Genomic DNA, 23,336 nt, shown 5'->3' with positions numbered 1-23,336 from the left:
TTACAATATGGATTTTGATTTAAAAAAGAGTTGGAAAAAGGGTTCTCTCAGCATTAAAGCTGTTTTTGCGGGGTGCAAAAAAAGATGAATATATCCCTTCCATTTCGGGGTACAAAGATAGGGTTTTAGATTTATAATTTAAAGAGAAAAGTAAAATAACGTTGAAGTCAGCAGCAAAAGACTAAAGCAGAAAGCAATGAAACTCCCTTTAGATAAAAAATGATTTTTATCTGAGATAGCTTTAGTCTTTTAGCTTTGGTCTTTTCGGCTTAATTAAAGAAAAAACAATACTTTTGGCAACACAAAACAAATTCCATGTCGGTACATAAAGAAATTAAACGGATCACTACACATACGCTACAGGAAATGAAGCAACGTGGTGAAAAAATATCTATGCTAACGGCCTACGATTATTCTATGGCAACCATTTTGGATGACGCAGGTTTGGACGTTTTACTGGTAGGCGATTCGGCCTCTAATGTAATGGCTGGGCATGAAACTACCCTGCCTATTACTTTAGACCAGATGATTTACCACGCAGCTTCAGTTATCAGGGCTGTTAAACGTGCTTTTGTTGTAGTCGATTTGCCTTTTGGGTCTTACCAGGGAAATTCGAAGGAAGCCTTAAATTCGGCCATCAGGATTATGAAAGAGTCGGGTGCGCACGGTGTTAAATTAGAAGGTGGAGAAGAAATTATAGAATCAGTGCAGCGTATTATTACTGCCGGAATCCCGGTGATGGGGCACTTAGGTTTGACGCCACAGTCTATTTATAAATTTGGTACTTATACGGTACGCGCAAAAGAAGAAGAAGAAGCCAACAAGCTTAAAACTGATGTCCTTGCCTTACAAGCTGCAGGTTGTTTTGGTATTGTTTTAGAAAAAATTCCGGCTGCTCTGGGTAAAGAAGTAACAGAAAGCCTGAATATTCCAACTATTGGTATCGGTGCAGGTCAGCATTGCGATGGGCAGGTACTGGTTGTAAACGATATGATTGGATTAACCAAGGGTTTTAAACCACGTTTTTTACGCCAATATATTAATTTGTACGACGAAATTCTGGGTGCTGCACAATCTTACATTCGCGATGTAAAAGCTAACGATTTTCCAAGCGAGAAGGAACAGTATTAAGCCTGAAGCTTTGAATCAATTGGCCGATTAACCCTTCTGAAATAGTATTCAGTTAACAATTTGCAGTTAACAATTTAGCCATCTTACAATTTGGCCATTGAAATAACCGATTTGCACAATTAACCACTTAACCCTTATAATGCCCATTACTGATAACGACATACTTTTTGAAGATAACCACCTCATTGCCATTAATAAAAGGGCCGGGGATATTGTGCAGGTTGATGAAACTGGTGATGAACCGTTGGATGAGCAGGTTAAAAAGTATATTGCTAAAAAGTACAACAAACCAAACGGTGCTTTTTTAGGTGTAGTGCACCGTTTAGACAGGCCGGTAAGTGGAGTTATCCTCTTTGCCAAAACGAGTAAGGCACTAGAGCGGATGAACGCCGTTTTCAAGAATAGAGAAGTAAAGAAAACGTATTGGGCTGTAGTTAAAAACAAGCCTGAAAAAGAATCGGCTACACTGGTTCACTGGCTGGTTAAAAACCCGCAGAAAAATGTGGTTTCTTATTACAATACTGAAGTTACGGGCAGTCAGCGTGCTGAGCTTTCTTATAAAGTAAAAGCTAAGGTTGGCGATTATTATTTATTAGAAGTTGATCCTTTAACAGGACGGTCGCACCAGATTAGAGTACAGCTTTCTTCAATGGGTTGTCCTATTATGGGCGATAATAAATATGGTTACCCGCGCGGAAGCAGAAAGGGAAGTATTTGTTTGCATGCACGCCGCCTGCAGTTTATTCACCCGGTTAAAAAAGAACCCGTAAATATTTTTGCCAAATTACCGGTTGATGGCTTTTGGGAAAGATTCGAAAACCTTTAATATTTAGTTTTGGTTTTTCCTGGTTTTGAAAGGATTGCATTTTTTGGCACAATCTTTAACCACTATCAGATAAAAAACCAAAAAACAATGAAAAATACCATCTGCGCCGTTGCTGCGATTGCTTTATTCGCTATAACGCTTGTTTCCTGCGAAAATACCCGAAAAACAGAGACTACTAAAGATTCGAGTATGGTTTCTGCTAATGGAGACACGACTACAAAAGTTACTACAAAAACGACTGAAGTTGTTAAAACCAATGTCCCATCTTTTTCGAGCGAAGAAGTGAACAAAGGTTTGGCCGAATATGCTAAATTGAAAGATGATTATGTAGCGGCTTTAAAGACTAAAAATGCAGCCGAAATTAAAGCAATTAGTGAAAAATATACTGTTTGGGCCAACCAGGCAACAACCTGGGCCGGCAAGCTTAAGCCTGACGAGATACAAAAGTATTCTGACTATGTGCTAAAGCTAAGCGAAGAATGGTCGAAAGCGGCGACGGAAGCTATAAAGTAATTAAAAGGATTAAAAAGGTTGCAATAGGCAACCTTTTTGTTTACGGCTAAATTGTACGGAATAGTTACCATCTATGGCTTTATAGTGCAGCCTTTCAACTAATTTTGTGCAAAAAACAATGAAATGCGGGTGCCCTCGTGTTCTTCTGATTGGATATCTACTTCAATTTTATGAAATTTTGCAATACTTTGAACAATCGCCAGCCCTAAACCGAATCCATTTTCTTCGCTGTTCCCCCTTTTAAAACGATCGAAAGCATCTTCTACCAATGCCTGGCTCATGCCTTGTCCGGTATCGCCAATAGTAAGGATATAGTGTTCCTGATCCATTTTATCGGAGATATCAATTGAGCCACCGGTAACATTGTATTTTATGGCATTGTTAATGATGTTTACCAGGAGCGTATGTATCAGGGCTTTGTTTCCGGTAAAATGAAAATCTTTTAACAGGTTAACCCTGAAAGTAATTTTTTTATCCGTAATCCGGTCTTCCAGATCCTCGTAGATATCTTCTAGTTCTTGTTTTAAGCTAATTTCTTCTGTTTTCAGGTATTGATTATTCTCTACTTTCGAAATTAAAAGCAAGCTATTGATAATTACCTTCAAACGATTTAATGTTTTTAAAGAAGCGTATATTTTGTTTTCATGCTCAACCGGAATACCGGGGGTGTTGAGCATATTCTCGAAACGGGTACTTAAAATAGAGATAGGTGTAAGCAATTCGTGCGAAACATTGGCAATAAATTGCTTTTCTAATGCGAATAGGTTATTTATTTTACGCATTAAAGAGTTTATACTGTTATCAAGAATTTTAAAATCGTCGGTATTGGTGGGGATATTCTGGTAATTAAAGTGCGAAGGATCATCAACCCGGTTAATTTTTTTATCGATAATGAGATAAAATGGTTTTAACAGGAAATTCGAAAAGGTATAATCGGCAACCAAGGTGACTAATAAAGCAGCTACCAGTACTACCAACATATAAAATCGGATAGAATTCTTAATCGATTGGAGCGCGGTCATGGTTTCTCCAACCTCGAGGTTATACCAGTTGGTATGATAAGAAAATTTATAATTTAAAATCCTGTAAACCTCAATGTCACCTTCAATTTCCCGTTTTTCGGTAAAAACCTTGGCACTCGAGTCGGTCTGGTTATCCGGAATATCGGTTAAAACAATAAATTCCTCCTTTAATATATTGTAATCGGTAAAAGACTGTTCCTTGTTTAGCAGGCTGTCAATTTCATTGTCGGTAAGGTTTTCAATTATTTTATTCTTCTTTTTAATCAGACGATTATCAAACTGATTGTAAGCAAGTCTATCCAGAGAAAATAAAATGATGGCTCCCAAAACCAGAATAATGGCAATTTTGGTGATCGCATTATATAAAGAAAACTTAACCTGTAACTTCATTTTCTGGATGATGTTTTATTTAAGATGGAAAATGTGCCGATCATTGGTTATTGTTTCTCGATTAATATTCGTTAACAATTTATCCTGTAACCAATACTTCTTACGGTTTCGAACCAGTCAATGGGAGAGATATTGGCTAGTTTTTTCCTTAAGTTTTTAACATGTACATCAACAAAATTCGAATCGGAGTTTACCTCTAGAATATCTCCCCAAACATGTTCGGTTAAGCTCATTCTCGATACCACACGGTTTTTATTCAATACCAGGTAGTTAAAAATCTCGAATTCTTTTTTTGTAAGGTTTAAGCGCTCTTCGCCAAAAGAAACCGTTCTGTTTTGGATGTTGAGTAAGAAGTTATGGATATTGATTTCGTTTTTCTCGAGTTTGTGTTTGCGACGGGTAATGGCGTGCATACGCGCTAAAAGCTCATTTAGCGAAAAAGGCTTTGGTAAATAATCGTCGGCACCTTCATCGAGTCCCTTAATCCGGTCATCTACCGCACTCCGGGCTGTTAAAATAATTACAGCATCATCACGGTCCTTTATTGCTTTAAGCTGTTTCAGTACTTCAAAACCATCGCCGTCAGGTAAACCCAGATCTAATAAAATGAAATCGTAATTGTTTACGAAGATTTTTTCTTCGGCCGATGATTTTTTCCAGGCATGCTCCACAATAAAGCCCTCCTTACTTAAAAATTCGTCCATTTCAAGCGCAAGGCTCTTTTCATCTTCAACTATGAGTACGTTCATTCAGTTTACAGTTTTCGGTTTACAATTTTTAGTTGTGTTTTTCTATAATCAATGTTTTTCTTTAGTCTTTTAGGTCAAAGCGCTATGCTTTTACCCTTTGCACTACGCTATTACCCTGCAACTAAGTTAATATTTTTTAATATGATGGCACAAGCTTCTTCAATTTCTTCTGTAGTAATAATTAAAGGAGGAGCAATGCGCATCGAATTGCTGCAATGTAAAAACCAGTCGGATAGGATGCCGTCGAGAATACAGGCATCAATTATTTTTTTATTGGTTTCGAAATTTTCGAACTCAACCGCCAACATTAAACCTCTTCCACGTATTTCTTTAATGGCCGGATGTTTAATTAATCGTTTAAATAATTGTCCTTTCTCTTCCACTTCAGCTACAATGTGGTCATCAATCAGCGTTCGTAAAGTGGCCAGGCCTGCGGCACAACAAACCGGATGACCACCGAAAGTAGTCATGTGGCCTAAAATTGGGGTATGCGAAAGTACCGACATGATTTCAAGTGAGCTTATGAAAGCCCCAATTGGCATGCCGCCACCGATGCCTTTTGCCAAAAGCAATACATCGGGTACTACATTATAATGCTCAAACGCAAACATTTTGCCGCTTCGGCCGAAACCTGATTGTATTTCATCAAAAATGAGTAGGGTTCCGGTTTCTTGGCATTTGGCTTTTAAGGCCTGCATATAGCTTAGGTCAGCTACACGGATGCCTGCCTCACCCTGTATGGGTTCTATAAAAACAGCTGCAGTATCGGTGGTTATTTTAGCCAGATCGGCAATTTGGTTATGTTCAATAAAACTTACGTTAGGCAGGAACGGGCCGTACCCAGCTGAATAGAAGTTGCTTTCCATTAAACTTTCAGCTCCCTGCGTACTGCCATGATAGGCATTTTTACAGGCAATAAAGCCCTTTCGGCCGGTATAACGTTTAGCCAGTTTCATGGCACCTTCAACGGCTTCAGTACCTGAATTTAAAAAATAGGTGCAACTTAGGCTTTCTGGTAAAATATCGGCCAATGCCTTCGCAAAATTCACCTGTGGGCTTTGCACATATTCGCCGTAAACCATTAAATGCATATAAGTTTCTGCCTGATCTTTAATAGCTTTAACCACAGCAGGATGGCAATGGCCAACATTACTTACGCCGATACCGGCAATCAGATCGATGTGTTTCTTGTCTCGAGCATCGTAAATGTAAATTCCTTTTGCCCTTACAAATTCGAGCATTAAAGGTTCGGGAGAGGTTTGTGCATTGTGTTGTAAAAACAATTGACGTTGGGTAAGCATAGCACAAAAGTACGGATTTAAGCAAGATTCTTATCCTTGTTCGACATCTTATGATAAAAACCAATATACTTACGGCCTATGGTAACCTTATAATCGAAAAAAGACCTACATCGCTGTAAGTCTTTTTTGCTAGGGCTTTTGTCCACCTCTAAATCTGTTGAGCAATTCGCGTTTAAATCCTTCCTGAGCCCTGTAAAATTTACCTACTACTTTAATAGGAAGCGAAGATTTAAGCTTGTTGTAATATTTTTTATCGAGATTAAGATCTCTTTGTTTGAAATCGAATTCACTTGTGATTAAGCTTTGTACCTGCGCATCACTTAAATTATCTATTTCGTCTACTTTTCTGAAGGAGATCATCTTTTGCATGCGTTCTTTGCGCAAGGCATTTTGTTCGCTTTGCATATCGTTGTAAATTGGCCAGAAGATCTTGGCTTCTTCAGGCGATAGATCCAGCTTTTGGGTAAAATATGCTATTTTTAGCGATTCTATTTCTTCTACTTTTGGTCTTTGGGCCAAAAGGGCAGTGGGTAATAGAAACATTAAAGCAACAAAAATTAAATTCTTCATTTCTAATTAATTATTTAGTTCCTGAGATAAATCATTTGATGAGAAATGACTCAAGATATAGTTTTCCATTTCTGTATCTGACGCAGCATGAGTTTTAGATGAGGTGGTATTCTGGGCTTCTAAATGTTCAATAATGGTATTCTCATCAATATCATAAAGCAATTGGTCATTAGCGAGGTCGGTTAGTGGTGTTTTTGCGACTGGTACCGATGGGTTGTTTTTGTAAAAGTAGGCGCCAAATGTTGCCATTAATACAAAACATGCAGCGCTTGCATATTTAACCATGTTTCTTCTCCACAGCGGAACAATTTTAGCCACCTTTTTAGGTGTTTCTGCCGCAATTTTACTGTTAATTCTGCTTTGTAAAGTATCAAAGTAGTTTTCTGGTACAGCAAACGGTTGTGCTTTTGGTATTTCCGACAGGCTGATCCGCATTTCAATGCGTTCCGTTAAATCTTCAAAATAATTTTGCGGAACATCAAAACTATTGTGGTTTGTTTTTTTCTTAAGCCCATCCAAAAAAACAGCAGTAAGAACTTGCTCTTCAACACTTTCGAAATATCCATCCGGAACAGCAAAAGGATTCCGTTTCCCCATGGCCGCAAGGGTAGGAGCTTCGTTAATCCAATCGTTGTTTTCTAAATTCTCGTTCATCACAGATATATGATACAATTAATGTGAAAAGGTTTAATAGTCTATTTCATCATTTGTTATAAAAGCCTCAATTTTTTTTGCCGCGATATGAAACGAGGCTTTTAAAGCCCCAACTGAGGTACCAAGTACTTCCGAAATTTCCTCGTATTTCATATCATCAAAATATTTCATATTGAAAATGATCCGCTGTTTCTCGGGTAAAGTAAGAATCGCTTTTTGCAGTTTTAGTTCAAGTTTATCGCCATTAAAATAAGATGATGCAACCAGATTATCGGCCAACTCTGATGAAACTTCATCTAAAGGTGTATTGTTTTTCTGCTTCTGTTTGTTTAAAAAGGTAATAGATTCGTTTGTTGCAATGCGGTAAATCCAGGTATACAATTGCGAATCATTTCTAAATTTTTCAAGGTTTTTCCAAACTTTAACAAACACTTCTTGCAAAAGGTCATCGCAGTCATCGTGGTTCAGTACCAATCTCCTAATGTGCCAGTAAATTTTTTGCTGATATTTTTTTAAAAGCAGGTTAAAGGCTTCATTGCGGGTCTTCTCGACGGCAAACATTTCAAGAATTTCTAAATCTTCAACTTGTCTCATCAAGGGATTTTTTCTTTATTTACCACAAAGGCACCAAGCCCACCAGATTACACCTGATATGCCCTGTGCCCTTGTAGTTATTTGTTTTTAAGCTTTTTTCCTGCCGATTACTTTTTGCACAGCTTCAACAATGTTCACAGCATCTAATCCGTATTTAGACATTAATTGATCTGGCGTTCCGCTTTCGCCGAAAGTATCGTTAGTGGCTACAAACTCTTGTGGAGTTGGCAATTCGGTGGTTAACAAACGCGCAACACTTTCGCCTAAACCGCCAAATTTGTTATGCTCTTCACATGTTACCACACAACCAGTTTTTTTCACTGATTTTAAGATCGCTTCATCATCCAAAGGTTTAATGGTGTGGATATTTATAATTTCCGCATCAATACCCAGTTCTGCTAGTTTTTCGCCAGCTTCGATTGCTTTCCAAACCATGTGGCCGGTTGCAATAATGGTTACATCGGTACCTTCGTTAACCATCCATGCTTTACCAATCTCGAATTTCTGATCAGGATCTGTAAATACTGGGATTACCGGACGACCGAAACGCAGGTAAACAGGACCTTCATATTCGGCAATGGCCATTGTAGCAGCTTTGGTTTGGTTATAATCGCAAGGATTGATTACGACCATACCCGGCAACATTTTCATTAAACCAATATCTTCTAAAATCTGGTGTGTTGCGCCGTCTTCGCCAAGGGTTAAACCTGCGTGTGAAGCACAGATTTTTACGTTTTTATTTGAATAAGCAACAGATTGACGGATCTGATCGTAAACACGACCTGTAGAAAAGTTGGCAAAAGTACCGGTGAACGGAATTTTACCACCAATAGTCATACCGGCTGCAATACCGATCATGTTGGCTTCGGCAATACCAACCTGTGTAAAACGCTCAGGGAAATCTTTAATAAAGGCATCCATTTTAAGCGATCCAACTAAGTCGGCACATAAGGCAACCACATTTTCGTTTTTCTTGCCGGCTTCATGTAAGCCAGCGCCAAATCCCGAACGTGTATCTTTTTTTTCTGTATATGTGTATTTTTTCATTGTTTTTTAGATATGAGATATGAGATTTTAGAAGTGAGATCGGCGACAATTTGTCTCAAATCTCATATCTATTGTCCCAAATCTAGTTTAGTATCAGGATTTCATTGTTTTTTAGAAGTGAGATTGGGTGACTATTCGTCTCCAGTCTCATATCTATTGTCTCCAATCTAATTTAATAGTCTCCTAAAGTTTCTGGTAATTGAGCTAAAGCAGCAGCCAATTGTTCGTCGTTTGGTGCTGTACCGTGCCATTTATGCGTACCCATCATATAATCTACGCCAGCACCCATTTGCGTACTCATTAAATTTAAGATTGGTTTGCCTTTACCAGTTAGGGTTTTAGCATAATGTAAACCTTCAACAATTGCCTGCATATCGTTACCATCGGTATTGATTACATGCCATCCGAAAGCTTCGAATTTAGCTTGTAAATCATCTAAGGCAAGTACTTTATTTGTAGGACCATCAATTTGCTGACCGTTATAATCAACAGAAGCAATTAAATGATCTACTTTATTGAATGGGGCAAACATGGCTGCTTCCCAGTTTTGGCCTTCCTGTAATTCTCCATCACCCAATAGTGCAAAGATGATAGATTTATCGCCATTTAATTTTTTGGCTAAGGCTGCTCCAATAGCAACCGATAAGCCCTGGCCCAATGAACCTGAAGCAATACGGATTCCTGGTAAATGTTCGTGCGTAGTAGGGTGGCCTTGCAATCTAGAGTCTAACTTACGGAAAGTTGCCAATTCACTTTTGTCAAAATAGCCCGCATGTGCCAAAGTACTATACCAAACCGGAGAAATGTGTCCGTTAGATAAGAAAAACAAATCTTCGCCTGCGCCTTCCATGGTGAAGTCGGTTTTGTGGTTCATTACTTCAAAGTATAAAGCAGTAAAAAAATCTGCGCATCCAAGTGAGGCACCAGGGTGGCCAGACTGACATCCGTGAACCATTCTAACGATATCTCGTCTGATCTGAGAGGCAATATCTTCTAGCTCTTTAATTGTATGTTTCATTAAAATTAGAGGTTGTTGTTACATAGCAAAGTTAATATTTTACTTGCTATATCATAATTAGTTATTGATTAAATCGAGTACTTGTTGTGTTGAATTTTTAGTGTCTACTTTTTTAATGATGTGGGCAATTTTGCCTTCGCTATCAATAATAAAAGTTGTGCGTACGGTACCCATATACTTTTTACCATACATGTTTTTTTCGGCCCAAACGCCATAGTCATTTACGATTTTCTGATCGGTATCGGCCAATAGGGTAAAAGGTAGGTTGTGTTTGGTTACAAATTTCTGGTGTGATTTTTCGTCGTCAACACTTACGCCCAAAACTACAATACCTTTAGCTTGTAAGCCCTGGTAGTTGTCTCTGAAATCACAAGCTTCGGCGGTACAGCCCGGGGTATCATCTTTCGGATAAAAATAGAGGACCACCGTTTTTCCTTGGTAATCATTTAACGATACCTCAATACCGTTTTGATCTTTCGATGTAATTGCAGGTGCCTGATCACCTTCTTTTAACTCTGCCATATTATAAATGATTGAATTTTTGACTGGTAAAATGATTGAATGTGCAAGTTAAACAGTTTAAGCCATTATAGTGTTCGATATATGTTAAAAGATGACTTTAGGTTAATTAATAATCAAAGGCCAAACATCAATAACCAAATACCAATAAACAATGACCAATAACCAATTATCAAAGTTCAATTACCGGGTTTGTACTGAGTTTGATAATTCGTTATTGTGATTTGATTATTTCAGGCTTACCTCGAAAAACCAATGCTGTAATGCCTGGTATTTTCCTTCATATCAGTTACTACCAGTTCAAGGCTGTGCTTGCCTGGACTTGTTCGTTCGTCGAAACTGTGCCATAGGGTAGCCGTTTTGGCATCAAACTCCATTAAAACCCATTTGCCATCTATGTAGCCGTTAAAACTTTTAATGCCTGATAAATTATCACTGATCTTAAAAGTCATTTTCGATAAACCCGCCATATTCCGGCCTTCTCCAATATTAACAGGTACAATTCTCGGTGCGATGGTATCGGTAGCGATGTAAAAGCTGCCAAAGTTTTTTGGAGTAGCCTTAACAAAACCATTATCGAAACTTCCGCCTTGCGATGAACCATTTGTGTTTACAATCAGGGCTTTACTTCTTAAATTTTCGGGAAGGTTATCTGCTTTGATCCATAAATCGAAACCAATGTGAAGCGGAGTATAACGGTTATGGATTTGATGTACTGCAGACCAGGCATTTCCAGCTGGTTTAGGAAGCTTTTTATAACTGAAATTAAGGTCGTTGTATAAAGTACCCATCGGAAAAACAACCTTAATATCCTCACTATTAAATTCGTTTACCTTGTTGTAAGGATAAATAATGCCTGAAGGGACTGTTGGTGCAGATACGGGTGCAGTGCCTGCGTTAACGGTAAAAGGTAAAACAGACGAATTTCCCTTCGAATCGGTAATGATGTAACGTAGCTGGTGTGTAGCACCGTCGTTAAAGTTGATCCTGCCACTATTTACGAGACTACTGTATATTTTTAATGGGTTGCCCGGATCTACAAAACTTTTTTGAATGCTTCTTTTTGTATTGATATATGTTGGGTAATCGATATGTGAATTAATGGCCTTGCTGTCTTCAAAAGCAAAACGCTCTAATGCCGAAGTATAGATTTTCTTGCCATCAAGCTCGAGCTGGATAGAATAAACACCATTGGTGCCCGATAAACCATTGTGCCTGTCGGTAACTACAATGCCAAAGCCCACTTCGCCAGTTAAGCTGACTGGAGCTGTTGTTTTATACCCGCCGCTTGCACCTGTAATGCCGATTGCTTGTTTGGGTGTAAATTCGTTGAAAGCTTTTCCATTTAAGCGGTAAACATAAAGACCATGGATAACCGGTGGAATGTTATCGGGAATGATGATGCCAAAAAATTGGGGATTAATGGTTTCTTCGGTTTTAGTATCCCTGATTTCGAAGTGTAAATGCGGACCGCCAGAGCTTCCGCGGTTGCCCGACCAGGCAATAACTTCACCTTTATGCACAGGAATTAAGGTAGCATCGGGAAACTCATCAATTTCGAAAGACTTTTTTTCGTACTCCAGATTTTTAACTACCGTTGCAATTTTAGGTGCAAAGCGTTGTAAATGACCGTAAACTGTGGTGAAACCATTGGGATGATTAATGTAAAGCGCTTGCCCAAAGCCACTATTCTGCACCCTTAGTCGCGAAATGTATCCATCAGCAACAGCATACACGGGGTAGCCTTCGCGCTGATTCGTCCTGAAATCGATGCCAGAATGGAAATGGTTCCCTCGAATTTCTCCGAATGAGCCCGCCAAGGCAGGAGGGGTAATATCTAAAGGCTGCCTGAAATCGGTAATAGGGTATTTATTGGTGCTGAAAATCTGTTGTGCCTGAGCTATATTAAAAGCTGATAAAAATAAAAGTGTAAGCTTACTGAATTGGAGGATCGGATTTTTAGTCATTCGTTACTTTACATCAAAATTTAATAGTTGTTTGCCTTCCAGCCATGCTTCTAACTTATCGCCTTTATTAATTTTGCCTACACCTGCTGGTGTACCCGTAAAAATTAAGTCGCCTTTCTTTAAAGTAATATATTGCGAAACAAAGCTGATTATCTTCTCGAACGAGAAGAGCAGATCTTTAGTATGGCCAACCTGGCGACTTTCTCCGTTTATTTTGAGTTCAAAATTTAAATTGTAAAGATCTTCGAAATCATTTTTAGGTGTGAAAAGGCTGATGGGAGCAGAGTTGTCAAATGCTTTGGCAAGCTCCCAGGGTAGGCCTTTCTCTTTATGTTTGCTTTGGATATCGCGGGCAGTCAAATCAATACCTAAGCCTACTTCGTCATAATAATTAGCTGCAAATTTTTCAGCAATGTGTTTTCCTTCCTTACAGATTTTTAAAACTACTTCCAGTTCGTAATGTACATCATCAGAAAAATCGGGCAGGTAAAAAGGTTTGTTATCTTTTAGTACTGCTGTATCGGGCTTCAAAAAAATTACCGGAGTAGTTGGAACCGGATTATTCAGTTCTTTGGCGTGTTCGGCATAGTTACGGCCAATGGCTATGATTTTCATTTTTTTTAAAAATTTATTGTGTAAGAAAATAGACATGAGTTAAACCCAGGTCAATTCAAAAATAGAAAAGAAAATGAAGCTATAAAACTGAGATACGTTTTACCTGGCTTTCTGTTCCGGCAATAACCCTTAAAAAGTAGATGCCCGCATTTATCCTGCTTGGAATGGTGAAGGTTTTGGTTTGTTCACCAGCATTTAAGCGCTCGTTCGATAATGTAGCTACTTCGTTCCCCAGTAAATCGATAATTTTTATTGTAGTTTGTGTGCCGTCTTTACCAATAGAAAGGATAATATTTAACTGATCTTCAACTGGATTGGGGTATATTTTTACAATAGTTAGTAACTTATCTTTGGGTGTAACTGTTGCAGATCTTGGAGTAGTAGAGTACGAGTTAAATAAACCACTGCCACCAATAGACAGATAAAGCGGTTTGTAAGGGGTAATATTAGCTTTAATTTCGGGAATTCTGCTTACCTTTTTGGTTCTGTTTTTAAGGCTAATCTTAATACTATCAGCCTGCTGCGACCAAGAATTTACGCTGCACAACAAAACCATACACAATGTGCAGGCTAGTTTGGTGAGTAACGTTGTCTTAGTGTAGAGTTTCATCAAATTGGTAATGCAAATGTATTAATTTAAAACAAAGAAATTAAACATTTTGTTTAAAAGCCATAATTTAACACAATTTAACAATAATATTTAAATTTCATAGTGTTGAAAATACACAATAATTTGGTTGTTAAATTGTTATAGTTAGTTTACTTTTGCCGCACTAAAATAATCAACGAAGTGTCAAATCATAAAAATGTCAACGCGTTAACCGCTGGTGGGGTTCTAATTAGTTTGGGAATTGTATTCGGCGATATTGGTACATCACCATTATATACCTTAAATGCAATTTTTACCATTATCCTAGGCGGTAAACAGGATATCAATCCTACCAATGTACTCGGAGTATTATCTTGTATCATTTGGACCCTAACCCTACAAACCACCGTAAAGTATGTGATTATTACCTTACGTGCCGATAACAAAGGTGAGGGGGGGATTTTTTCTTTGTTCTCGCTGGTGCGTAAAAAAGCCAAATGGTTGGTTGTTCCGGCTATTGTGGGTGGTTGTGCCTTGCTTGCCGATGGTATTATCACACCGAGTATTACCGTTACTTCAGCAATTGAAGGTTTAACCAAGAAATTCGACGTAGAGGTTATTCCGATTGTATTAATTATCCTCACTGTGCTTTTCATTATTCAACAGTTCGGTACCAACCTGGTTGGTAAATTATTCGGGCCGGTAATGTTTGTTTGGTTTGGGGTATTAGGGGTTTTAGGTGTATCTTTTATCGTTAAGGATTTTAGCGTTTTAAAGGCATTTAATCCATACTATGCTATTCATTTGCTGGTAACCAATAAGCTGGCATTCTTAATTCTCGGGGGTGTGTTTTTATGTACAACGGGAGCCGAGGCCTTATATTCAGACTTAGGCCACTGCGGAAGAAACAACATCCGCATCAGCTGGATATTTGTTAAATTAACCCTTATTCTTAACTATTTAGGGCAGGGTGTTTGGATTTTGCACAATAGTGCAACTTATGTTCCGGGAGCTAAAATGAACCCTTTCTTCCAGATTGTACCCGATCAGGTTCAGATCCCGATGGTTATATTGGCAACAATGGCTGCTGTAATTGCCAGTCAGGCTTTAATTAGTGGTTCATTTACCTTGATATCTGAGGCGGTTCGTTTAAACCTTTGGCCAAAAATCAAAATTATTTACCCATCGGTTTCTAAAGGACAACTTTATGTTCCATCGATTAACTGGATGCTGTGGATTGGCTGTTGCGGTATTGTTTTGCTGTTCGAAAAATCAGAAAGAATGGACGCTGCTTACGGCTTGTCTATTACAATTGCCATGTTAATGACTACCATTTTGGTTAGTTTTTACTTAAGGAGCAGGCGTTTTCCTAAATACCTTATTGCTATTTTCTTCTTTACTTATGTAATTATTGAAGGTACTTTCCTGATTAGTAATTTAACTAAATTCTTGCATGGCGGTTGGGTAACGGTATTAATTGGTTCGCTACTGTTTACCATTATGTGGAGTTGGTTTGTGGCACGTAAAATCAAAAACCGCTTTGTTAAGTACGTGGAAATTGAAGATTACTACCAGATTTTGAGCGAATTGAGTAGTGATGAATCTGTGCCGAAATATTCTTCTCAGCTGGTTTATTTAACAAGTGCCAATTTCAAAACCGAGATTGAATCGAAAATTATTTATTCCATTATTCAGAAAGAGCCAAAACGTGCCGATGTGTATTGGCTGGTGCACGTTGATGTAATGGATGAGCCTTATACTTTAGATTATAAGGTAGAATTCCTGATTCCTGGTAAGTTGATCAGGATCGATTTCAAACTAGGTTTCAGGATTGAGCAACGTGTAAACCTGCTTTACCGTAAGGTTGTTGAAGAGTTGGTTAAAAACGGTGAAATTGATATTACAAGTCAGTACACTTCGTTAAACAAGCATAAAATTGCCGGCGATTTTAGGTTTGTACTTTTAGAAAAACACTTATCTAAATTTACCAAACTGAGTTTCTACGAACGTACCATCATGGATTACTACTTCATCCTGAAAAAACTAAGTTTATCTGAAGAACGCAGTTTTGGTTTGGACAGCAGCTATGTGGATGTTGAGAAAGTACCACTTATTTTTGTTACGCCGGATGATATTGAACTTAACAGATTACCAGTTTAATGGGCAGGAAGCTGATTATTCTGCTTGCTGTAATTCTGTTTATTGCAGGCCCTGTAGCAAAAATATATCATCTCAATCATGCAAATAATTACATGATGGCGTCTGGTTTAGGCTTGATAATAATAACCACCTTAGCTTTTGTTAAGAAGAAATAAATACAATCCTCTTTCTATTACGGAAAGAGGATTTTTTGTTTAAAGATGAAATTTATCTTTGTCCCACTTCATGGGATTGTTGATGATATAATTTGAGATATTTTGATATGCTCTTTCATCGCGGATGATGTGCTCGTAATAATTCCGTTGCCATAACTTGCCTATTGTTTTGTGATTTGAATAATTGCAGGCAAGCGCTTGAAACGATTGATTTATATGCCAATAATATCGGAAATTGTCGGGGCAACCCTTGCGGTTACCCCGACATTGTTCAATACAATTATTGCATGCATGTGATTCGGCATGATTTGAAAAACATCCAATTGAAAATTACAGAATCGATCCGCAAGTTTCAGCCATTGTTCAAAAGCAATGATTCCATATTGATTTAAAACCATTTAACCATTAACGACCTCACTAAAGTGGGAAAGCCGATCTTCGCAACAAATGGTAAAAAAATAAGCTCCAGCTTTTGAATAATCATAATCCTTTAATCTGATCGATCTCCGATGATGTATTAAAGGATTGTACTTCATTATATTTAGCGCTCAGCCTGTGCCAGCTTACTATGCCTGTATCCGTAAGCAAAATAAACAACCAGGCCTACAACCAGCCAGATACCAAAGCCAATCCAGTTAGAAATACCCAGTTCGCACATCATGTACAGGCAGCTAATTAACCCTAATACTGGAATTAGCGAAAGGTTTTTAGTAATGCAATAGAAGGTGATAACTACGCAGATAATCAGAAAAATCCACATTGGGATTTTGTGTTTAAAGAGGCTCCAGCCACTTTCGTATTTCTTTTCGATGCTAACCTTCGAAGCCGCAATAAACTGCTCATAACGATCGCCAGGCAGTGCGCTTAGGTAAAATTCTGCATCCACTTTCTCGGCCAGAATGATTTGTGGCGCAGCATTTTTTACAATTTCTTCCTTAACAATTTTAAGCTCTTCGCTGTTTAAAGAAGTGACAAAGTTTACCGTTTCTACAATTTTAGGAGAGTTAAAAAAGAAAGCTTTGGTTTCCTTTCCATACTGTGTAAAGGCAAAGACAATGCTCGCAATAAATATAACCGGAACAATGAATTTACTGTTTACATACGGAATCTTGAATTTTCCACGTTGTACATCAGGCCTGTTTTGAAGCACCAAAACACCTGCACAAACCAATACGAAAGCGAAAAGTGTTCCGATAGAACAAAGGTCGGTAACAATGGTGAGGTTCATGAATAGCGATGGAACAGCAACTACAAAACCTACCACAATAGTTGCAAAAGAAGGTGTTTTATATTTCGGGTGAATTTTTGAAAACGATTTCGGTAACAGCCCGTCTCTGCTCATGCTCATCCAGATGCGTGGCTGGCCCATTTGAAACACTAAAAGTACACTGGCCATAGCAAAAACAGCACTAACGGCAATAATGCCACTCATTAATTTAAGATCGATCTGATCGAAAACAAAAGCCAGCGGATCGCCTACAGCCAAAGTATCAGACTTCACAATACCGGTTAAAACCAATGCTATGGCTACGTAAAGAATTGTACAGATAATAATGGCCCACATCATACCGCGTGGTAAATCACGTTGTGGGTTTTTGCATTCTTCAGCCGTAGTAGAAATGGCATCGAAGCCGATGTAAGCAAAAAATACAGCAGAAACACCTTTTAATACTCCCGAAACACCATTTGGCGCAAAAGGATTCCAGTTTTTGGTATCAACATAAAATATACCTACAGCCAGTACCAATAAAATTACGGCTAGTTTAACTACTACCATGGCATTACTCGCATTGCGGCTTTCTTTCATGCCGCGGTAAATTAACCAGGTAATCAGAATGATAATGCCTAAAGCGGGGATATCGGCTACCAGGTGGAAACCACCAATTTTTGGCGCGGTAAGCCAGGCATTATTGGCAAGCGCTGTTGCCGAATCTAAATCAGCTAAATTTTTGCCTGCGGCCAATAGGGCTTCTGCGTGTTTATGACCATTGTAAGCACTAAGGTAATCCATAGTCATCCAGTCTGGTACGTGGATGCCGTTAATTCCTAAAGGTGGTATTTTTATAGTAGAGAGTAGTCCTGTAAAGTAATCAGACCAGGATATAGCTACAGTTATGTTCCCGATGGAGTATTCCATAATGAGCGACCAGCCAATAATCCAGGCCACCAGCTCACCAAAAGCAACGTATGAGTAGGTGTATGCACTGCCCGAAACCGGCACCATTGATGCAAATTCGGCATAGGCAAAAGCTGCAAAACTACAGGCAACTGCAGTAAAAATAAACAGAAAAATTACCGCCGGACCGCCGTCTGCACTGGCTTTGCCAATCGTACTAAAAATACCAGCACCAATAATAGCTGCAATGCCAAAGGCAGTTAAATCGCGTACACCGAGGGTTTTATGTAATGTATTTTCGTGGTCGCCATAGCCTTTTGCCGCATCTTGTAATATCTTGGAAATGGATTTCTTTCTGAATAGCTTTTCGAACATTTGTTGTTTGATTGTTTCTTCAAACTTATAAAAAGTTTGGCTAAAAACGTTTAAAGCAAGATATAAATTTCATTACACGCCAATGGAGAGTAAAAAGCGACTAGAATGCTGATGTTTTATGAAATTAATGTCAAAAAATTCAATTATTTGCTCATCATAAGCCTTTGTTTGATTGGCATAGTTTTAAGCAGTGCAAAAGCGTTAATTTTGCCTGCTCCAATCTTCAAGATGGATGTTTACACGTAAAATCTTGTTTGATTGGAATATAAACATCTACAATTTTCATATTTATGAACACGGGTACTTTAGACATTAAATACATTAAAGAACGCCACCAGGGGATAGCCACTATACTGGCTTTTGCGCTGATTCCCTTGTCGGGTTTTGCTACAGATATCTACATTCCATCATTGCCAACCATGGCTGGTGAAATGCAGGTGAGCAACGTTCAGGTTCAGCTTACGCTAAGTATATTTCTGATTAGTTATGGTGTTGCGCAACTGTTTATCGGCAGTGTGCTCGATAGCTTTGGCCGCTATAAAATCGGTTTGTATTCGCTGTTGATTTTTGCGGCTGCTAGTCTAATCATTGCCAATACGCATAACATCTACTTAATTTATTTAATGCGGATTATACACGGGCTTACCGTTGGGGCGATAGTGGTTGCAAAGCGCGCTTATTTTGTCGATCTTTTTGAAGGCGAACAGCTTAAGCATTACCTCAGTTTGTTTTCCATCATCTGGTCAACCGGACCAATTGTAGCGCCTTTTATTGGAGGCTACCTGCAAACAGTTTTTGGCTGGGAGTCTAACTTCTATTTCCTGGGTGGTTTTGCCCTGGTTTTTGCTCTGCTTGAGTTTATGTTTAGTGGCGAAACTTTGAAACATTTTACCGATTTCCAGTTGAAGAAAATAGCCAACATTTATGCCACTATGATTAAAACCACCAGTTTTACACTGGGTATAGTTATGCTTGGACTAGCCTATTGCATGGTAATGGTTTACAACATGACAGGGCCATTTATTATTGAGCACCATTTGCACCTTTCGCCTGTAATTGCAGGCTATAGCTCATTGGTATTGGGCTTTGCCTGGATGGTTGGTGGTTTTATTGGGAAAGCTACCATTAATCGTCCGTTTTTTAAGCGATTAGCCATTAATTCAGTTTTGCAGCTGGTATTTGTGGTATTAATGATGCTGAGCCTTAATTTTATCAGTAACCTTTACTCGCTGATCTTTTTTGCCTTCATTATCCATATCGGGGCAGGTTTTACTTTTAACAACTACTTTACCTTCTGTTTGAGTAAATTCCCTAAAAATGCGGGTATTGCTGGTGGTTTAACAGGAGGAATTACTTATGTTATTGTGTCGTTTTTGAGCTATGCAGTGGTGAGTCTGGTACCGGCGAAGGATGAACGCAATCTGAGCTACAGCTATTTGATTATGATTGTAATATCGTTGATCGTAATGTTTATGATTTTGAAAGTAAGAAAAAAAGAAGTGGCGGATTAAGGCAACTAAATTTTTAAATTTAAACTCTAACAAAAAAGTCGTAACATTTGCTACGACTTTTTTGTTTTTTGAGTGGAAAAGCCTTCTGCTTTCCTTCTTTAAACCTTCCAGCTTGTCCTATCCCAGTTTCTCCAGTTCTCCTTTTACAAAACTGGCCAGTTCTTTTACATATTCGGCACTAAAGTCGAATTTAATTCCGGCGGTTTCATAAATCTCGTTCATCGGTTTAGTGTAACCCAAAGTCAGTGCAGCCAGGTATTGATCTAATGCTTTTTCAGGGTTTTCCTTATAGTTTTTCCAAACCGCAATGGCGCCTAACTGGGCAATTGCATATTCAATATAGTAAAAAGGAACTTCGAACAAATGCAGTTGTTTTTGCCAAATATTGCCGAATTGTTGTTCCAGGTCATCCCAGTTGGCAAAGCCCGCACCAAAGCGGTTATAAATCTGTTTAAAGGTTTCTTCGCGATCTGCAGCAGTATGATTAGGGTTGGTGTAAATCCAATGTTGAAACTGGTCGATTACCGCTACCCATGGCAATGTTTTTAAAACATCGGCCAGCTGTTCTTTTTTTGCGCGGATTAAATCTTCCTCGTTGTCGAAATAAACATCCCATTTATCCATAGAAATTAATTCCATGCTCATTGAGGCCAGTTCGGCCACTTCCGACGGACAATGTTTAAAATCGTTCAATTCTAAATTGGCAGTTAAGAAAGTATGAACAGCGTGCCCTCCCTCATGTACCATCGTGGTTAAATCGCGGAGCGAGTTGGCCGAATTCATGAAGATAAACGGTGCTCCGGTCTCGGCCAAAGGATAGTTGTATCCACCAGGTGCTTTGCCTTTTCTGCTCTCTACATCAAAAAGGTTGTTGGCTTTCATGGTTGCCAGTTTTTCGCCCAGTTTAGGGTCGATGGCATTAAAGCAGGCGATACTTTTGTCAATTAGTTCAGCACCGTTGTTGAAAGGTTTTAATGCAGCCTTACCACTTACACTTACCTCTAAATCCCATGGTTTTAAAGTATCTAAGCCCAGTGCCTCCCTGCGTTTCTCAGCCTGTTCTTTCAAAATTGGGACAATCTCTTTCTCAATGGCGTTCGCAAAGTCGTAGCAATCTTGTGGAGTATAATCAAAACGGCCTAAAGCCTGAAACATGTAATCGCGGTAATTTTCAAAACCTGCATTAAGAGCCACCTGATTACGTAGTCTGATCAATTCATCAAACAGGATATTTAAATCGTCTTTATCAACAAGGCGACGCTGCTGGATAGTTCTGAAAGCATTTTCGCGCACTTCGCGGTTTAAATCCTTTACCAAAATAGAAGCTTGCTCCAGTGTATATTCCTGTCCATTAATTTCTACGCTCATGGCACCTGTAATGCTCTGGTACTTCTGTTGCTTAACTTGCAGCTCGGTAAACAGTTCGATGTTCTCTTCGCGGAAAAGTTCCAATGCCTTTTTAACCGATCTGTTATAAACGAAATATTTTTCCTTGTCCAATTCATCCATGAAAGGACTTTCTACAAATTTCTTGTTTAGTTCGTTAGATAGTGGTGATATTTTTGGCGAAATTTCGGTAGCGAAATATTGGAAGCTTTTAACCAGTTCTTCGTTGGCCGTATCGCAGCTCATTTTAATGTAACGCCAGGCAAAATCTTCCTCTAAAGCAGCTTCAAGCTCCGAACGGTCTTTTAGCCATTGTTCTAATTCTGCGTTGCTCGTGATGCTGCGGTCTTGCAATTCATCAAAAATAGGGGCTAAGCTTTCCCAGGTAATGGTTAAATCCTGTGGAATATATGTTCTTGGTTTTTTGGTGATGATCATGGTTAGTTTAATTATTGAATTGGAGAATTATTGAATGACAGAATGAATTTGATTAGTTACACAATGCATTCAATCATTCAAAATTCACTCCTTCACTCATTTCTATTTATGTCTCAAATATGCGTCTATTAAAAAACAAATGGCAAATACCACCGAAGCATAGCCGTTTAAGGTTTGAAATGCGCGGTTTACTTTGCTGATATCGTTTGGTTTTACAAGCAGGTGCTGATAAATCAACATAGAGCAGAAAAATATAATTCCTACATAATAAACCCAGCTAAATTCGGTAAAGAATACCGGCAAGATTACACAGGCTGCCGAAAATACATGCAGTAAAACCGAAACGTTCAGCGCATTTTTTATGCCAAGAGCCGATGGAATGGAATGTAATTTTTCTTCGCGGTCGAAATCTTCGTCCTGCAAGGCGTAAATGATATCGAAACCGCTTACCCAGAACAATACCGTTAATGAATATAAAACTGGTACCAAAGCAAACTGACCGGTTACAGCAATATATGCCCCAATCGGCGCCAGCGATAGGCCAAGTCCCAATACCAGGTGACATAGTGCTGTAAACCTTTTGGTGTAACTATAAAATAATACTACAAATAGTGCTACCGGCGATAAATAAAAACAAAGCGGATTAATAAAATAGGTGGCAATGGCAAATAATACACAATTGATGATCACAAAAGTAAGCGCTTCATTCGCCGAAACTTTCCCTGCAGGTATATCACGCATTTTAGTACGTGGGTTTTTGGCATCAATATTCCGGTCAAGGTAGCGGTTAAAAGCCATGGCCGAGTTGCGTGCGAAAACCATACACAGCAAAACCAATATTAATTTGTACCACGAAAATGGATTATCGGTAGTAGTTACCCCCAAAAAGAATCCGATCATGGCAAAGGGCAATGCAAAAACCGAGTGTGCAAATAATACGAGTGAAAAGTATTTTTTCATTTATTGGTAATGGTTTACTGTTCTTGTTGGTTAATAGTCGATGGTTAATGGCAGATTGTCAATTACTAATGAACCAATGACCAATGGGCTATTGAACCTTAAAACCGCTTATAATCTGTAGGTACTACAAAATCTTTATTTACTTCATGGATGAAATTCAGCACTTCATCTTTACCTGTGGCTTTTTCGGCCGAGGTAACAAATGTTGCCGGAATCTCTTCAAAAAATTCACCCAGCTTTTTCTTAAAGGCTGCCACGTTTTTTTGCGTGGTTGTCATTCCCTGCTTATCTGCTTTGGTAAATATTAAAGAAAAAGGAATTTGTTTTTCGCCCAGCCAATAACAAAATTCAATATCAATTTGTTGTGGCTCCAGTCGGCTATCGATTAAAACAAAAACGCATTGTAAGCTCTCTCTTTTGGTAATGTATGCGCGGATAAATTTTTCCCATTTTTCGCGACTCGTTTTCGAAACTTTAGCATAGCCATAGCCCGGCAAATCGACAATGTACCAGGCATCATTAATCAGAAAGTGATTGATGAGTTGTGTTTTTCCCGGACGTTGCGAGGTTTTTGCCAATCCGTGTTGATTAACCAACATGTTGATTAAAGAAGATTTACCCACATTAGAGCGGCCAATAAAAGCGTACTCGGGCATTGTTGGTGGCGGCAAAGCCGAAACCTGGGTGTTGCTGCATATAAATGCTGCTGTTTTGATAACCATAGTGCAAA

The 23,336-nt window shown here is 38.7% G+C and carries 21 protein-coding genes; 5 read left to right on the top strand and 16 right to left on the bottom strand.

Annotated elements, in window-relative coordinates; all coding sequences use genetic code 11:
- Positions 1-315 precede the first annotated feature (315 nt).
- The 3 genes from panB to G7074_RS04005 all read left to right on the top strand — a co-directional run bounded on the left by panB (position 316) and on the right by G7074_RS04005 (position 2,470).
- The gene (gene panB, locus G7074_RS04015) at positions 316-1,131 is read left to right on the top strand and encodes a 3-methyl-2-oxobutanoate hydroxymethyltransferase (protein ID WP_124559517.1); all 816 of its coding nucleotides are present in this window, start codon (positions 316-318) and stop codon (positions 1,129-1,131) included.
- Positions 1,132-1,270: 139 nt separating this feature from the next.
- Positions 1,271-1,957, top strand: coding sequence for an RluA family pseudouridine synthase (locus G7074_RS04010; RefSeq protein WP_039477435.1), 687 nt, complete (start codon positions 1,271-1,273; stop codon positions 1,955-1,957).
- Positions 1,958-2,044: 87 nt separating this feature from the next.
- A complete protein-coding gene (locus tag G7074_RS04005) occupies positions 2,045-2,470 on the top strand; it encodes a hypothetical protein (RefSeq protein ID WP_124559519.1) in 426 nt (141 codons plus the stop codon).
- A 98-nt stretch (positions 2,471-2,568) separates the two neighbouring features.
- Here the strand turns inward: G7074_RS04005 and G7074_RS04000 are convergent, their stop codons facing one another.
- The 12 genes from G7074_RS04000 to G7074_RS03945 all read right to left on the bottom strand — a co-directional run bounded on the left by G7074_RS04000 (position 2,569) and on the right by G7074_RS03945 (position 13,526).
- A complete protein-coding gene (locus G7074_RS04000; protein ID WP_166207066.1) occupies positions 2,569-3,882 on the bottom strand; it encodes a HAMP domain-containing sensor histidine kinase in 1,314 nt (437 codons plus the stop codon).
- 71 nt (positions 3,883-3,953) lie between these two features.
- A complete protein-coding gene (locus G7074_RS03995) occupies positions 3,954-4,631 on the bottom strand; it encodes a response regulator transcription factor (protein WP_124559521.1) in 678 nt (225 codons plus the stop codon).
- A 110-nt stretch (positions 4,632-4,741) separates the two neighbouring features.
- The gene (locus tag G7074_RS03990; protein WP_166207063.1) at positions 4,742-5,932 is read right to left on the bottom strand and encodes an aspartate aminotransferase family protein; all 1,191 of its coding nucleotides are present in this window, start codon (positions 5,930-5,932) and stop codon (positions 4,742-4,744) included.
- A 129-nt stretch (positions 5,933-6,061) separates the two neighbouring features.
- On the bottom strand, positions 6,062-6,502 hold the full coding sequence (locus G7074_RS03985) for a hypothetical protein (RefSeq protein ID WP_124559522.1): 441 nt from the start codon (positions 6,500-6,502) through the stop codon (positions 6,062-6,064).
- A gap of 6 nt (positions 6,503-6,508) precedes the next feature.
- On the bottom strand, positions 6,509-7,156 hold the full coding sequence (locus G7074_RS03980; protein ID WP_124559523.1) for a hypothetical protein: 648 nt from the start codon (positions 7,154-7,156) through the stop codon (positions 6,509-6,511).
- A gap of 33 nt (positions 7,157-7,189) precedes the next feature.
- Complete coding sequence (locus G7074_RS03975; RefSeq protein ID WP_124559524.1) at positions 7,190-7,750, bottom strand: RNA polymerase sigma factor; 561 nt, start codon at positions 7,748-7,750, stop codon at positions 7,190-7,192.
- 87 nt (positions 7,751-7,837) lie between these two features.
- Positions 7,838-8,797, bottom strand: a complete 960-nt coding sequence (locus G7074_RS03970; RefSeq protein ID WP_056851843.1) for a transketolase family protein — start codon at positions 8,795-8,797, stop codon at positions 7,838-7,840.
- A 172-nt stretch (positions 8,798-8,969) separates the two neighbouring features.
- Positions 8,970-9,815 (bottom strand): transketolase, encoded by an 846-nt coding sequence (locus tag G7074_RS03965; protein ID WP_124559525.1) that lies wholly within the window; start codon positions 9,813-9,815, stop codon positions 8,970-8,972.
- A gap of 57 nt (positions 9,816-9,872) precedes the next feature.
- The gene (gene bcp / locus G7074_RS03960) at positions 9,873-10,337 is read right to left on the bottom strand and encodes a thioredoxin-dependent thiol peroxidase (RefSeq protein WP_124559526.1); all 465 of its coding nucleotides are present in this window, start codon (positions 10,335-10,337) and stop codon (positions 9,873-9,875) included.
- Positions 10,338-10,573: 236 nt separating this feature from the next.
- Positions 10,574-12,301 (bottom strand): M23 family metallopeptidase, encoded by a 1,728-nt coding sequence (locus G7074_RS03955; RefSeq protein WP_124559527.1) that lies wholly within the window; start codon positions 12,299-12,301, stop codon positions 10,574-10,576.
- A gap of 3 nt (positions 12,302-12,304) precedes the next feature.
- A complete protein-coding gene (locus G7074_RS03950; protein WP_124559528.1) occupies positions 12,305-12,916 on the bottom strand; it encodes a fumarylacetoacetate hydrolase family protein in 612 nt (203 codons plus the stop codon).
- Positions 12,917-12,995: 79 nt separating this feature from the next.
- Positions 12,996-13,526, bottom strand: coding sequence for a T9SS type A sorting domain-containing protein (locus G7074_RS03945; protein ID WP_233603842.1), 531 nt, complete (start codon positions 13,524-13,526; stop codon positions 12,996-12,998).
- Positions 13,527-13,706: 180 nt separating this feature from the next.
- Between G7074_RS03945 and G7074_RS03940 the strand changes: the two genes are divergently transcribed.
- A complete protein-coding gene (locus G7074_RS03940; protein ID WP_124559529.1) occupies positions 13,707-15,665 on the top strand; it encodes a KUP/HAK/KT family potassium transporter in 1,959 nt (652 codons plus the stop codon).
- Between the two features lie 696 nt (positions 15,666-16,361).
- Here G7074_RS03940 and G7074_RS03930 read toward each other — a convergent pair.
- Positions 16,362-18,311 (bottom strand): amino acid permease, encoded by a 1,950-nt coding sequence (locus G7074_RS03930; RefSeq protein ID WP_124559530.1) that lies wholly within the window; start codon positions 18,309-18,311, stop codon positions 16,362-16,364.
- Positions 18,312-18,601: 290 nt separating this feature from the next.
- Between G7074_RS03930 and G7074_RS03925 the strand changes: the two genes are divergently transcribed.
- Positions 18,602-19,822 carry an MFS transporter gene (locus G7074_RS03925; RefSeq protein WP_124559531.1) on the top strand — a complete coding sequence of 407 codons (1,221 nt, stop codon included), beginning with the start codon at positions 18,602-18,604 and terminating at the stop codon, positions 19,820-19,822.
- 117 nt (positions 19,823-19,939) lie between these two features.
- Here the strand turns inward: G7074_RS03925 and G7074_RS03920 are convergent, their stop codons facing one another.
- The 3 genes from G7074_RS03920 to yihA form a co-directional block, all read right to left on the bottom strand.
- Complete coding sequence (locus G7074_RS03920; protein WP_124559532.1) at positions 19,940-21,646, bottom strand: M3 family oligoendopeptidase; 1,707 nt, start codon at positions 21,644-21,646, stop codon at positions 19,940-19,942.
- 102 nt (positions 21,647-21,748) lie between these two features.
- Entirely contained in the window at positions 21,749-22,606 is an 858-nt protein-coding gene (locus G7074_RS03915) for a UbiA-like polyprenyltransferase (protein WP_124559533.1), read from the bottom strand.
- 98 nt (positions 22,607-22,704) lie between these two features.
- Positions 22,705-23,328 carry a ribosome biogenesis GTP-binding protein YihA/YsxC gene (gene yihA, locus G7074_RS03910; protein WP_124559534.1) on the bottom strand — a complete coding sequence of 208 codons (624 nt, stop codon included), beginning with the start codon at positions 23,326-23,328 and terminating at the stop codon, positions 22,705-22,707.
- Between the last annotated feature and the right edge of the window lie 8 nt (positions 23,329-23,336).

Origin of the sequence: Pedobacter sp. HDW13, from assembly GCF_011303555.1 — a bacterium.
In the GTDB taxonomy this organism is placed as follows: Bacteria; Bacteroidota; Bacteroidia; order Sphingobacteriales; family Sphingobacteriaceae; genus Pedobacter.
The sequence above is the reverse complement of the archived record's forward strand: the minus strand, read 5'-3'. Positions and strand labels throughout refer to the sequence as shown.